The 14,045-nt window shown below is 43.8% G+C and carries 12 protein-coding genes; 10 read left to right on the plus strand and 2 right to left on the minus strand.

The annotated features are described in order from the left end of the window. Positions 1-96 precede the first annotated feature (96 nt). Both A5295_RS03565 and glgB read right to left on the minus strand, forming a co-directional pair. Positions 97-849 carry a response regulator transcription factor gene (locus A5295_RS03565; protein ID WP_004110759.1) on the minus strand — a complete coding sequence of 251 codons (753 nt, stop codon included), beginning with the start codon at positions 847-849 and terminating at the stop codon, positions 97-99. 16 nt (positions 850-865) lie between these two features. After that, positions 866-3,139, minus strand: coding sequence for a 1,4-alpha-glucan branching protein GlgB (gene glgB / locus A5295_RS03570; protein ID WP_033888684.1), 2,274 nt, complete (start codon positions 3,137-3,139; stop codon positions 866-868). A 134-nt stretch (positions 3,140-3,273) separates the two neighbouring features. Between glgB and A5295_RS03575 the strand changes: the two genes are divergently transcribed. From A5295_RS03575 to A5295_RS03620, 10 genes are all read left to right on the plus strand, one after another. Beyond that, complete coding sequence (locus tag A5295_RS03575) at positions 3,274-3,870, plus strand: CarD family transcriptional regulator (protein ID WP_012914048.1); 597 nt, start codon at positions 3,274-3,276, stop codon at positions 3,868-3,870. A 53-nt stretch (positions 3,871-3,923) separates the two neighbouring features. Then, positions 3,924-5,258, plus strand: coding sequence for a C1 family peptidase (locus A5295_RS03580; protein WP_064621721.1), 1,335 nt, complete (start codon positions 3,924-3,926; stop codon positions 5,256-5,258). A 198-nt stretch (positions 5,259-5,456) separates the two neighbouring features. Further along, positions 5,457-6,638, plus strand: a complete 1,182-nt coding sequence (locus A5295_RS03585; protein ID WP_064621722.1) for a 3-deoxy-7-phosphoheptulonate synthase — start codon at positions 5,457-5,459, stop codon at positions 6,636-6,638. A gap of 113 nt (positions 6,639-6,751) precedes the next feature. Further along, positions 6,752-7,243: a hypothetical protein gene (locus A5295_RS03590; protein ID WP_064621723.1), complete on the plus strand. Its 492-nt coding sequence runs from the start codon at positions 6,752-6,754 to the stop codon at positions 7,241-7,243. Between the two features lie 6 nt (positions 7,244-7,249). Beyond that, entirely contained in the window at positions 7,250-7,960 is a 711-nt protein-coding gene (gene mtnN, locus A5295_RS03595) for a 5'-methylthioadenosine/S-adenosylhomocysteine nucleosidase (protein ID WP_064621724.1), read from the plus strand. Between the two features lie 206 nt (positions 7,961-8,166). Further along, complete coding sequence (gene pstS, locus A5295_RS03600; protein ID WP_012913805.1) at positions 8,167-9,393, plus strand: phosphate ABC transporter substrate-binding protein PstS; 1,227 nt, start codon at positions 8,167-8,169, stop codon at positions 9,391-9,393. A 106-nt stretch (positions 9,394-9,499) separates the two neighbouring features. Beyond that, complete coding sequence (pstC, locus tag A5295_RS03605) at positions 9,500-10,447, plus strand: phosphate ABC transporter permease subunit PstC (RefSeq protein ID WP_064621725.1); 948 nt, start codon at positions 9,500-9,502, stop codon at positions 10,445-10,447. Beyond that, positions 10,448-11,485 carry a phosphate ABC transporter permease PstA gene (gene pstA, locus A5295_RS03610; RefSeq protein WP_012913807.1) on the plus strand — a complete coding sequence of 346 codons (1,038 nt, stop codon included), beginning with the start codon at positions 10,448-10,450 and terminating at the stop codon, positions 11,483-11,485. It abuts the gene before it with no gap. 68 nt (positions 11,486-11,553) lie between these two features. Beyond that, positions 11,554-12,333: a phosphate ABC transporter ATP-binding protein PstB gene (gene pstB, locus A5295_RS03615; protein WP_004109757.1), complete on the plus strand. Its 780-nt coding sequence runs from the start codon at positions 11,554-11,556 to the stop codon at positions 12,331-12,333. Between the two features lie 253 nt (positions 12,334-12,586). After that, complete coding sequence (locus A5295_RS03620; protein WP_012913808.1) at positions 12,587-13,981, plus strand: NCS2 family permease; 1,395 nt, start codon at positions 12,587-12,589, stop codon at positions 13,979-13,981. The last annotated feature ends 64 nt before the right edge of the window (positions 13,982-14,045 follow it).

Below are 14,045 nucleotides of genomic sequence, written 5' to 3' on the forward strand. Positions count from 1 at the left end.
GAATTAGCATTATCTATTTTATTTTCTAATACCATTTACGAATTTTCCGAAGCTAAAGTGTTGTAATTATTTACTATTTATGAAAGTAGTAATTATTTATGAAACTTGTGATTGCAGAACTTTGTCGTAATCACTAATAGGTGGCTCGAATGCGTATCCTATTCCGTGTACAGTACGAATCCATTCCGATCCAATTTTATGTCTCAAAGACTTAATGTGTGAATCTACTGTGCGAGTTCCAGAAGCATCCGGCCAATCCCACACCTCTTCAAGTAACTTTTCACGCTTAAATACAGTATGAGGATGACGAGCTAGAGTAGCGAGCAAGTCAAACTCAGTTGGTGTAAAATGTACCTCTTTGTCGTTTAAAGTTACAAGTCTTTGACGAGGTCTAATAATAAGTGACCCAAAATTAATTGTGCGTTCATGTTCCATTGTCTTTGCTATTTGCGATGCGCGTTCTACGCGTCTCAGCAATGCTGCGCAACGAGCAATTAACTCACGTGGCGAAAATGGTTTAGTCATGTAATCATCTGCGCCTGCGCTTAAGCCAACAATTTTATCGGCTTCTGCGTCGCGTGCTGTTAACATGAGGATAGGAACAGGCATTTTGGAGATAATTCGTCGAGTTGCTTCAATCCCATCCATAATAGGAAGCATAATATCCATAATTATGAGATCAGGTTTTAGTTGTTCGGCAGCTCTAACAGCAGACGCTCCATCTGTAGCGACTCTTGCTCTCCAGCCTTGTGCAGTAATGCGTTGTGCAATTGCTGTAGCAAGATCTGGCTCATCCTCAACAACGAGAATTGTACGAGCATTTACGCTAGCTGATGGAGCGTTTAGCATATTTTAAAAAGACCTTTCAGTGTTGTACTGGCTTCAAGAATACCGCACCTAACGCTGGAACAGTGATTCTTGCAGAGTATGGTCGAGAATGATACTCTTCAGCAGTAGCAGTGAATGTGCCGTTGTGAATATTAGATCCGCAATACTTTGCATCATCAGTTGTGAGTATCTCTTCCCACTGTCCGCCTTTTGGTAACGCAACCTGATAGTCTTGCCAAGCTTGACCTGAGAAGTTTACTACTACAACGATTTCTTCTCCGTCGTCGCCAATACGCATGTAGCTTAAAGTATTGTGATCGGAATCGTCGCTTGTAAGCCACTGGAAACCATCAGGAGTAAAGTCTTGACTCCAGAATGCACGAGAGCTCTTATATAGAGTATTCAAATCTGCAACAAGCTTTTGCACACCTTGATGGAACGGCCATTGCAGCTCATTCCAGTTAAGCGAAGTATTGAAGTTCCATTCGCTGGACTGTCCAATTTCTCCACCCATGAACAGAAGGTTCTTGCCTGGATGAGACCACTGGTATGCAAGCAATGCTCGCAATCCTGCGAACTGTTGCCATTCGTCTCCTGGCATCTTTCCAAGTAACGAACCCTTACCGTACACAACTTCATCGTGGCTTAATGGCAACACATAATGCTCAGAGTATGCATAAACCATTGAGAATGTAATTTCGTTATGATGCCAACGACGATTAATTGGTTCCTCTTTAAGATATTGCAAAGTGTCGTGCATCCAGCCCATATTCCACTTCAAGCCGAATCCTAAGCCGCCCATATCGGTTGGTGCAGTTACGCCTTGATAAGCAGTGGATTCCTCAGCAATCATCATGATGCCAGGATTATTCTTATATGCAGTTGCGTTTGCTTCCTTAATGAAGTCAATTGCTTCAAGATTTTCGCGTCCGCCGTAGATGTTTGGTCTCCACTGTCCTGCTTCACGGCTGTAATCCAAGTAAAGCATTGAGGATACTGCATCAACGCGCAACGCGTCAACATGGTATTCATCAAGCCAGAAGCAAGCATTAGCAACCAAGAAGTTACGAACTTCATGACGACCAAAGTTGAAGATGTAAGTACCCCAATCAGGATGCTCGCCTCGCATAGGATCAGGATCCTCATATAATGCTGTGCCATCAAAACGACCGAGTGCAAAGTCATCCTTAGGGAAGTGAGCTGGAACCCAATCCATAATGACGCCAATGCCTGCTTTGTGGAGTTTATCTACCAAGTACTTAAAGTCATCAGGGGAGCCAAGGCGAGAATCTACTGCATAATAACCCGTTACTTGATATCCCCAAGATCCAGAGAATGGATATTGTGTCAACGGCATAAACTCGACGTGAGTAAAGCCTTCTCTTTGCACATAATCAACTAAATGATCAGCAAGTTCGCGATAATTACCCAAATCGCGATTCCAGCTGTTAGCTTGTACTTCGTAAATGCTTATTGGACCATTGTGAGCATCTGTTTTTGCGCGCTCATCCATCCAATCAGTATCGTGCCACTTAAACTCAGAATCAACAACAACAGATCCTGTGTTTGGTGGAACTTCATGAGAGCGCTCCATTGGATCGGCTTTCATAATCCAATTGCCAGATTGTGTAAGAATTTCGTACTTATATACTTCTCCTGCTGTAACTCCTGGAATAAAAAGTTCCCAAATGCCAGAAGAGCCGAGTGAGCGCATAGCGTGGCGACGACCATTCCAGTAATTAAAGTTACCAACTACGCGTACTGCACGAGCATTTGGTGCCCACACTGAGAAAGCAGTACCAGTAACTTTCTTTACCATCTTTCCAGTTTCAGGAGATATAAGTCCCCATGAATCTGTTATCGTTTTGACGTGTGCGCCTAATGCTTCCCAAAGACGCTCATGACGACCTTCTCCAAATAAGTACATGTCAAGTTCGCCAACTTGAGGCAAATAACGGTAAGGATCATCATCTGTGGACTCAGAACCGTCTATTTCCACAGTGTAAACGCGATAACTAGGAACAGACCAAGACTTTGTTTTTGTATGCTTTACTGCAGGAATAACAGCTGTAAAGATGCCGTTATATTCGTGTTTAGCTTCGTATTCACCGTTCTTAGTAAGAATAACAACTTTCTTTGCCATAGGGCGCAATACGCGGACGGTTACAGTGTCGGCACCTTTGCCAGTTCCAAGGTGACCTCCAAGAACCTCATGTGGATTGTAATATTCTGCATTGCTCACCGCAGCTAATACGTCCTGTCGGACTGGAACTGCGACTGCATCTTCATTGATGTTAGTAACTGTACTCATGTTGACTATCATACATGCTTTATTGCTGTAAGTCGCGTGTGTTTCGCGCTATTGTGAAAAAAATATGAAAATTTTTTCAAGTCGTGACCTTATGGGAAACTGTTATGAGTTTTTCTGTGCATACGGAGGGTTCTGTGGAATATCAAGTCGGCGATATGGTCGTCTATCCTCGTCATGGTGCGGCTCGTGTTGAAGAAATTAGTGAGCGCACCGTGAAAGGTGTAACTCGTCAATATTTACGATTGGTAGTGTTATCATCTGATGGTTTAGAAATTAACGTACCTGTCGATAATGTTAAAAAAGTTGGCGTGCGAGACATTGTTGGAGCGCAAGAAGTTGCAAAAGTTTTTGAGATTTTGCGTACTCCAATAGTTGAAAAAGAGATGAATTGGTCTAGACGCTACAAGCTTAATGTAGAGAAGATTGCTACTGGCGATGTTAACAATATTGCTGAAGTAGTTCGTGATTTATCTCAGCGAGATGTTGATGAACATGGTTTATCTGCAGGAGAAAAGCGAATGCTTGCTCGCGCTCGCAGTATTTTAATTTCCGAAATTGCTTTGTCTGAAAAGATTGATGAGATTGAGGCGGAGCGACTTTTAGATGTGAATCTTGGATACAAGGAGCCTCAAGAAGGCGATGAAAATCACCATACTGTAGCTCCAGAAGAGCCTGCATCGCGAACTTTAGCGCTGTTAGAAGAGCGTAGCAAGAAATCTAAGAAAAAATGATTTGCGATATGCAAAAKAAATAAATATTRATWRTTAACAGGAAAGGTAGCATTGTGACTGAAATCACTGCTCTAACTGATGAAAAATTACAAGGTTTGCGTGAGGATTTTGACGCAAATCCTTTAAACCGTTTAGCTATGAATGGTGTGACTGCTGCTGGTATTGATAAAGTCGCGCGTAATTATGATCGTGCGCGCTTATTGCAGCGTCGTTTTTCTACCATTGTTGACAACGGAGATGCAACACATCAGGATCGTTCTGGCCGTTGCTGGCTGTTTAGCTCGTTGAACGTGGCTCGTTTCATTGCGAAGAAATCTCTTGGATTGAAGGAATTTGAGTTTTCTCAAAACTACGCAATGTACTACGACAAGCTTGAGCGAATTAACTACTTCTTGAAGGATGTTGCTGCTTTGGTGCGTGCAGGTGAGCCTTCAGATTCTCGCTTGATTCAGCATTTGTTGCATGACGTTATGGGCGATGGCGGCCAGTGGACCATGGCTATGAACGTTTACAAGAAGTATGGTGCTGTTCCTAAGGATTTGTTCCCAGAAACTGCTTCTTCTAAGAATACTGGTGCTATGAATACGCAGTTGCGTGCGCTTTTGCATACTGCTGTTGCTCATATGTATGTGAATGCCACTGAAATTGATGAGATTATTGCGGATGCTACTGCTGCAGGTCACAGGATTTTGACAATTCACTTGGGTGAGCCACCTAAGAGCTTCGATTGGGAGTGGACTGATAGCGACGGCAAGTTCCATCGCGATGGTGAGATTACGCCAGTTGAGTTCTGGAAGAAGTATGTGAATGCTGGTCTTGAGGATTATGTGTGCTTGGTTGACGATCCTCGCGCTGAACATCCTAAGGGCAAGAAGATTGCTATTGAGCACTTGGGTAATGTTGCTGGCGGAGACGCAACCGAGTATTTGAACGTGCCAAACCAGTTTATGAAGGATTGCGTGCGTAAGATTTTGGTTGAGAAGGGCATTCCAGTGTGGTTTGGTGCCGATTGCCATCCTATGATGGATCGCGAGAATGGCGCTTGGGCTACTGATTTGTTCGAGTATGGTCGCGTTTATGGCGTTGATTTTGATTTGGATAAGGAAGCGCGTGTGCGTTTTGCTGATTCTGCAATGAATCACGCTATGGCTTTTGCTGGTGTGGATGTTGCTGATGATGGTACGACTACTCGTCGTTGGCGCGTAGAGAACTCTTGGGGCACTGATATTGCAGATAAGGGTTACTTTACGATGAGTGACGATTGGTTCACTGAGTACGTGTATGAAGTTGCAGTGCCGAAGAATCTGCTTCCGGAAGAATATCGCAAAGCCCTAGAAGAACCAGCAATCGTATTACCGGCGTGGGATCCAATGGGCGCATTAGCATAGCTTGAAATCATTAGGATTTCAAGCTAACCTAATGTGCCGAGCTTGCTCAAAGTTGAAAGCACGGTGTGCTTTCAACGCAAGCTCGGCGGTGTACGCATCTTTATTTCAAGATGCGTACACCGACCCCACCAAGTTAGGTTGATTCTCTCCTCGCACCCACCGATCACACCAAGCACAGTTTTTATAGGATGGTGACAAATGGCTTCTACAGCTGAGCAGCGTACTTCTCGCGCGGTAAAGAAGGAAGTTGAGGAGGGGCGTAACCCTCTTAATTCTGCGAAGTTTCAGCGCTGGGAAGACCAGGTTGGCGTGGATCGCATAATAAACCGCCGCGTGCTTGAGCTGGAGCCTTTGCCAACTCCTGCTCAGGTGCTTGGTGAGTTACCATTGTCGCCGTATGCGCAGGATATTGTTGCTGAGTCGCGCGATGAGATTCGTAGCTGTTTGAATGGCGAAGATGATCGCTTGTTGGTTATTGTTGGCCCATGTTCTGTGCATGATCCTAAGGCTGCTCTTGATTATGCGAGTCGTTTAGCTAAGTTGCGTTCGGAGCTTGAAGATGAGCTTCTTATTGTTATGCGCGTGTATTTTGAAAAGCCGCGCACAGCTCTTGGCTGGAAGGGTTTGATTAACGACCCGGATATTGACGGAACGCATGATATTCATAAGGGTTTGTTGCTTGCGCGTAAGACTTTGCTCGGCGTGTTGGATGCTGGTTTGGCTGCTGCTACTGAATTTTTGGAGCCGACCAGCCCTCAGTTTATTGCGGATGCTGTGAGCTGGGGTGCGATTGGTGCGCGTAATACTGAGTCTCAGATTCATCGTCAGCTTGCTAGTGGTCTTTCTATGCCGGTTGGTTTTAAGAATGCTACGGATGGTTCTGTTTCTGCGGCTGTAAATGGCTGCTTAGCTGCGAGCCAACATCATACGTTCTTTGGTATTGATCATCTTGGTCGCGCTTGTGCTGTGCAGACTCTTGGCAACCCTGATTGTCACGTGGTTTTGCGCGGATCTAGTAAGGGGCCGAATTATGATGCTGCGTCGGTTGCTTCTGCTGTGGCTTCAATTCGTTTGCGTTTGGGCACTGGTTGTATGGCTTCGCACGGCGTGGTTGTGGATTGCTCGCATGGTAATTCTGGCAAGGATGAGCGTCGCCAGATTGAGGTTGTGCGTGAGATTGCGGATCGTTTGGCTGCGGGTGAGCAGGGCATTAAGGGCGTGATGATGGAGAGCTTCTTACAGGGTGGTAATCAGGATCCTGCTCCTCTTAGCGAACTTGAATATGGGAAGTCTATTACGGATCGTTGCATTTCTTGGGAAGATACTGCCAATTTGCTAAGAATTTTAGATAAATCTGTAGCAACTCGCCGTAGAGCTTAGAGCTTAGAGATTGTAGTAAGATAATCTCAATTAATTTCTACTTGGCTTATATTCCTTACTGTATTTGCCGCCTATTTTTGCATTATATTTTGCGTACAAGGGAGTGTGTTGAAATGTATAACGAAGACTTGAATAAAGCGAATAATGGGAATAATGCGAATAAAGGTTTTGCGTGTAAAGCGTTTCCGATTGTGAAATATGTGCTGTTTGCTTTGATTGCCACTGGCGTTATTTTACTTGCTTTTGCGTGGTATCGTGGCACTCATAGCGCAGGGTACACGTTTGTTACTGATTCTGCACTGTGGTTTAGCGTTTTTATGCCGTTTGTAACTGGAATTGTTTTGCTTGTTTTTGCTAACGGATGGCGTCGCATTGTTGGCACTTTAGTTTGTGTATTGCTTATAGCTGGATTTTTCGCTTTTCTTGCTCTGCAGAATCAAATTATTGCGTTTTTCAATGTTCCTGTTGTGAATCCTTGGTTTGATTTTACGTGCGAAGCATTGCTGAAGATTGCGACTTTAACTTTTGTTATTATGACTTTAGTATGCGTGTTTTTGGTTAAGAATAACGATAAATGCGTAAGTGGCGAAGTAAAAAAAGGATGATTCTTAATGTCTAATACTGAGAAAATTACTAAAGTCGCTGTTGTTGGTGCTTTAGAGGAAGAAGTTGCGCATATTGCCAGTGCGCTTGAAAACGTGACTCACGATCACTCTGCAAGTCTTGATGTATCTTGCGGCACTCTTGACTCGGCGAATGGCAGTAAAATCGAAGTCGCGGCTACTGTTGGCGGAATGGGTCTGGTTAATGCTGCTGCAACTGTGCAATATCTTATTGACGCATACAATCCTCAAGCCGTAATTTTTTCTGGTATTGCAGGAAATCTTAATAAAAATTTGCATACGAACGATGTTGTTCTTGGAAAAACTGTAAAATATCTCGATACCGATATGCGCTTAATCGGTCAATGGAAGCCATTTGCAAGCGAATTTCATTCGGATGATTATCTTCTTAAAGTAGCTAGTAAAGTGCTTACCGATATGAAAATCACGCATATCGCTGGCACTATTGCATCCGGCGGATATTTTGTTGATTCGCCAGAAAAAGTAGCGGAGGTAATTGCAGCTACTCAAGCGGATGCTGTGGAAATGGAAGGCGCAGCAGTCTTGCATGTGGCTGCTCGTAACGACGTTCCTGCACTTGTTGTGCGCGCAATGAGCGATAATGCGGATACAAAATACGAGGATTTTCACACTTTTGATATTTCCGAGTATGCGGACACTGCTGCAAAAATTACGGTAAATATTCTTCGCAATTTGTAGCATTTCGACACGCTGATGTGGTCGCCGACCTTCATTTTGCTTAAGTCGCGTTAAATATAGCGCCAAATACCGCCATTTTTGGTACCCACTTTATTTTTGCCGGTGAGGTTTTACCCACCTGTTTACGATGGTTGCGTTAATAAAAAAAGATAGGGATTAATTAAGAAAATGCGCCCAATTCGCAATACGGCTATAGGAACGCGAAAATGTGGTGGGGCGCAAGGCAATTCTTCGCGAAAGGAAAGAAGAATATGCGTAACGATATGAATAAGTCAAATATGAATAAATTTAATACGACTAAAAGCGCACTTAAGTTCCGCAGTATTGCTGCGGCGGCGCTAACTTTCGGCTTGTGTGCAACCTGCTCTGCTTGCGGAGACAATGTTCCTGCTGATAATTCCAATGCGTCAGGTTCGCAAAACACTAAGATCTCCGGCAATTTCCAAGGCTCGGGTGCTTCTTCCCAGCAGGTTGCAATGGAAGCGTGGATTGCAGGATTCCAATCTAAAAATCCGGGTGCAAAAATTGCTTACAATCCTACTGGTTCTGGTGCTGGCGTTACCACTTTTATGACTGGTGCCACGGCTTGGGCTGGTTCAGACAAAGCATTGAGTAACGACGAAGTTGAAAAGTCTAAGTCGGTTTGTGCTCATGGAACTACGGCTTTCGATGTGCCTGTGTATGTTTCACCAATTGCGATTATTTTCAACCTTAAAGGTGTTTCGGATGCTGGCAAGCATATTAATTTGGACGCTTCGACGATTGCTAAAATTTTCGACGGAAAAATTACGCGCTGGAATGATGAGGATATCAAGAAACAGAATCCTAAGCTAAAGCTTCCAGACACCCCGATTACTGTTGTTCACCGCTCCGATAAGTCCGGTACAACGCAGAATTTCTTAAGCTACGTGAAGGATGCAGCTCCGGACGATTGGAAATATGATCTTTCTGAAAACTGGCCGAATAGTGTCGGTCAAGGTGCAAAGGGCACTTCGGGCGTTGTATCTACTATTCGCATGGCAAATGGTGCGATTGGTTACGCTGATTTTTCACAGGTCGGTAAGCTCGGTACTGTTGCAGTGAAGGTGGGGGATACTTACAATGAGATTTCTCCGGAAGCTGCTTCTAAAACTTTAGCTGATTCTGAAATTGACGCAGACGCTTCTGCAAAATATCCTAATCGCGTTGTTATGAAAATTAATCACAATACGCAATCTAAGGGTGCTTATCCAATTGTGTTAGTTTCTTACGATATTGCTTGCCCGGTTTATAAAGATGCTGGAACTGCTCGATTTGTGAAGTCTTGGCTTAGCTACGTAACTAGCGCGGAAGGGCAGAATGCTGCTTCTTCTGCTGCTGGAACGGCTCCACTTCCACAAAATTTGGTAAGCAAAATTAACGCATCGATTAAGTCTGTTAAAACAGGAAAGTAAAAACTTTACAAACTGATATTATGAACGTATCGGTTATAAAGGAGAATGATTGAGTTCTACGAAAAATGCGAAAGCAGTTGCGAATAGTGCAAACGAAACTGCTCAAATTTCTGAGAGCAATAGCAAAAATTATGTTGGCACTCATCTTGTAGACCGTCTTTTTAAAGGCGTGGCTGCAGGCTGTGGCATGCTAATTTTGCTTGTTCTTACAGCAGTTGCAGTATTTCTGCTGTTTCGTGCTTTGCCGTTATTAAGTGGAAATCACAATCAAGTAAGTCATGTGTTTGCTGATTTTACTGGTGGTAAAGCGCATGATTTTATAAGCTATGTGGCTCCGCTTATTTTTGGCACAGTGCTTATGTCTGCGCTCGCGCTGCTGTTCGCATTTTTTGTGGCAATTGGTATTGCTCTGTTTATTTCGTATTATGCGCCTAAAAAAATTGTTCCGCTTTTGAGTGGAGTAATTGATTTGCTTGCTGCGATTCCGTCCGTAATCTATGGTTTGTGGGGTGGATTGGTTTTGGTTCCAGCTATGTATCCTTTCTGGGATTGGGTTTCTAAACTTTTTGGCTGGATTCCGCTATTTTCTGGTCCGGCGGCTAATCCTTCTCGTTCTGCTGCTACGGTTGCATTAGTTTTGGCTGTGATGATTTTGCCGATTATTACTTCTATGGCTCGCGATATTTTCCAGCAGGCTCCTCGCTTGCAGCAGGAAGGTGCGCTTGCGCTCGGCGCTACGAAGTGGGAGATGATTAAGTTAGCTGTTTTGCCGTTTGCAAAGTCTGGTATTGTGTCGGCTTCTATGCTTGGGCTGGGCCGTGCTTTGGGTGAAACGATGGCAGTTTTGATGATTTTGTCTCCTGGATTTACTTTTGGTATCAATATTTTCAAGGCTTCTCAAAATCAAACTATTGCCGCAAATATTGCAGCGCAGTATCCGGAAGCGAACGGACTTGGCGTAAGTGCGCTTATTGCAACCGGCTTAGTTTTGTTCGTTATTTCTTTTGCAGTCAACTTTATTGCTCGCAAAATTACCGGAAAGGCGGGCGCATAAATGGAGCATCAAATTAATAAATCTAACGAAGGTGCTGAAGTCTTCGCAGAAAATTGCGTAGAAAATCGCGCAGAAAATTCTGCGGCTCCGGTTATTGACTTCAACAAATTCCGCCCAACTCGCTCACACATAGCTGCGCGCAAACGTAAAGACATGCTTATGCGCGTGCTGATTTTCTTGTCTTTTGTTGTGGCACTTATTCCGCTTATTTCTTTGCTTTTAACAACCATTATCAATGGTATTAAGCGTTTAAATTTTGATTTTCTCACTCATAACATGACTTACGTTGTGGGCGGAAATGCTACTGGAACTGGCGGTTACGGCGGAATTTTGCACGCGATTATTGGAACTCTTGAAATAACGCTAGGAGCTATGGTTATTTCAATTCCGATTGGTTTAATGTGTGCTGTTTATTTGGTTGAGTATGCTCGCGGAAACAAAATTTCGCGCATAATTAATCTGCTTGTTGACGTTATGAGTGGTATTCCGTCTATTGTTGCTGGATTGTTTGCATTTTCTATGTTTGCTCTTCTTGCTGGTCCTGGCACAATCAATGGTTTTGAAGGATCTGTGGCTCTTTCACTTCTTATGATTCCAACAGTTGTGAAGTCTTCTCAAGAAATGCTAAAAATCGTGCCTAACGATTTGCGCGAGGCGTCTCTTGCTTTGGGAGTTACTCAGCAGCGCACAATTACAAAAATCGTTTTGCGCACTGCTCTTCCGGGAATTGTGTCTGGCTGTATTCTTGCGGTTGCGCGCGTTATTGGCGAAACTGCACCACTTCTTATGGCTTCAGGCTTTATTGCTTCCACGAATCTCAATTTATTTGATGGGCAAATGACGACTTTGCCGGTGTACGTTTACCAAGAATATTCCAAACTTTCTGCGAATTGTCCAGCTAATGCGCCGGCTTCTTGCGTAACGTCAATTCCAATGGAGCGCTCGTGGGCTGCAGCTTTAACGCTTATTGTGTTGGTGTTGTTGCTAAATATTTTGGGGCGAGTTGTAGCTCGAGTGTTTTCTGTAAAGGCGAAATAAAGCGAAGTAAATCTTAAATAAAGTGAGTTAAAGCAAAGCGAATTAAATTTTTAGAAAGTGAGCATAAAATGGGTCAACGAATTGATGTGAAGCATCTTAATATTTACTATGGTGATTTTCTTGCTGTAGAAGATGTGAATATTAATATTGAGCCAAATAAAGTGACGGCTTTTATCGGACCTTCCGGATGCGGAAAATCAACAGTTTTGCGCACTTTAGACCGCATGCACGAAATCACTCCTGGCGCGCGAGTAGAAGGTCAAGTGCTTCTTGAAGGCCGCGATTTATACGGTAAAGACGTGGATCCTGTGGCTGTCCGCCGCGATGTTGGCATGGTTTTCCAGCGTCCAAATCCTTTCCCAACAATGTCTATTCGAGAAAACGTGCTCGCTGGAGTTCGTTTGAATAATCGCAAAATTGCTAAGAGTGATGCTGACGATTTAGTTGAGTGGGCTTTACGAGGCGCGAACTTGTGGAATGAAGTTAAGGATCGCTTAGATAAGCCGGGTATTGGTCTTTCTGGCGGTCAGCAGCAGCGACTTTGCATTGCTAGGGCTGTGGCTGTGCATCCGCAAGTTTTACTTATGGACGAGCCTTGCTCAGCTCTTGACCCTATTTCTACGTTGGCTGTAGAAGATTTGATTAATGAGCTTAAGCGTGACTACACGATTGTGATCGTGACTCATAATATGCAACAGGCTGCGCGTGTTGCGGATTACACGGCATTCTTTAATTTGAAAGCTGTAGGTCAGCCGGGGCATTTGGAATACTTTGCAGACACGACTACTATGTTCAACAATCCGCGCAACGCTGAAGCTGAGCGTTATATTTCCGGTCGTTTTGGCTGATTTGTTATATACTTCTTTGATTTCGGTGTATTTCCTTGGTCAGCACGTGCGCGTAAGGTCAGAGCTGTTCGGTTGTTCAAAGGTTTCGTAATTTTCATAATTTTATGTGAGATTTTGTGATGCCTTCGTTCATTCGACGAGTCGCAGTAACCTCTGCGTGAATGCCCAAATGTAATTGCGTACGCGATTGCTCAAGTGCTTTCGCCGCGCTTTTCTGGTCTTTTGCGCTTGTAAACCAAGGAACAGAGAGTATATGGAAAAGTTCTTCCATCTCAAAGAAAACGGCACGAATGTATCAACGGAGATCACTGCAGGTCTCACTACATTCTTCGCAATGTCGTATATTATCGTCGTAAATCCAATGATTTTAAGCCAAACTGGCATGCCTAAAGGTGGCGTTTTCCTCGCTACAATCATCGCAGCAATCATTGGTACCCTTGTTATGGGCTTGTTTGCTAACGTACCTTACGCACAGGCTGCTGGCATGGGTCTTAACGCATTCTTTACTTACACAGTTTGCTTCGGCCTGCATTTTACTTGGCAAGAGGCCATGTGCATGGTGTTCTTGTGCGGTTTAATTAACATTATTATTACCGTTACCAAGATTCGTAAAATGATTATTCGTGCCATTCCGACTTCGCTTCAACAAGCAATCGGCGGTGGCATTGGTTTATTTGTGGCCTATGTGGGCATGATGAGTGTTGGCTTGATTACTTTTACTTCCAAGGATCCTGCCGCCGCTGCAAAGAGTAAACCAACTGCTGCTATTCCAGGTCTTGCTGTTATGAATAACCCTGTGCTTTGGTTATTCCTTATTGGACTTCTTTTTGCTATTGTTCTTACAGTTCTTAAAGTTCGCGCAAGCTTGCTTATTACAATTATTGCAACTTCTTTAATTGGTATTCCTTTGGGATTGACTTCTTTGAACAATGCAGTGTCTGTTACTGATGCTTTTGCTCAGCTTCCAACTACTTTCGGTGCTATTTTTAGCGATAAGGGTTTTGCATCTTTGTTTGCTGATCCTGCTCGTTTGCCGCTTGTGTTGGTAACTATTTTCGCATTCTCAATGTCGGATACTTTTGACACTCTCGGCACCTTTATTGGTACTGGCCGTCGTACAGGTATCTTCTCTGAGGCTGACGAAAAGGCTCTTGAAAACGGCTCCGGATTTAGCTCCAAGATGGATCGCGCATTGTTTGCTGATTCTATTGCTACTTCTGTTGGCGCAATTTGCGGTACTTCTAACACCACTACTTATGTAGAATCTGCTGCTGGTATTGGTGCCGGTGGTCGCACTGGTTTGACTTCCGTAGTTGTGTCTATTTGCTTCGCGCTTTCTATTGTTCTTGCGCCTTTTGCTTCTGCAGTTCCTGCTGCAGCAACTGCAGGTGTGCTTGTTGTTGTTGGTTGCATGATGGCAAGCTCCTTGAAGGAAATTGCTTGGGACGATATTTCCGAAGCAATTCCTGCATTCTTTGCTGCCGTATTCATGGCGTTCTCTTACTCCATTTCTTACGGCATCGCTGCAGGCTTCATCATGTACTGCTTAGTTATGACTTGCAAGAAGCGTGCTAAGGAAGTTCATCCAATGCTTTGGATTGTTTCCTTGCTGTTCCTGCTTGATTTCGTTGCTAATGCTGTGCTGTAAATGTGCATTTAATGTAAGGGTGCATTTTGCAAGTAGTGAACTTGTGAAACATAAAATATAAAAG

The sequence above is a fragment of the Gardnerella sp. 26-12 genome (assembly GCF_001660745.1).
In the GTDB taxonomy this organism is placed as follows: Bacteria; Actinomycetota; Actinomycetes; order Actinomycetales; family Bifidobacteriaceae; genus Bifidobacterium; species Bifidobacterium swidsinskii.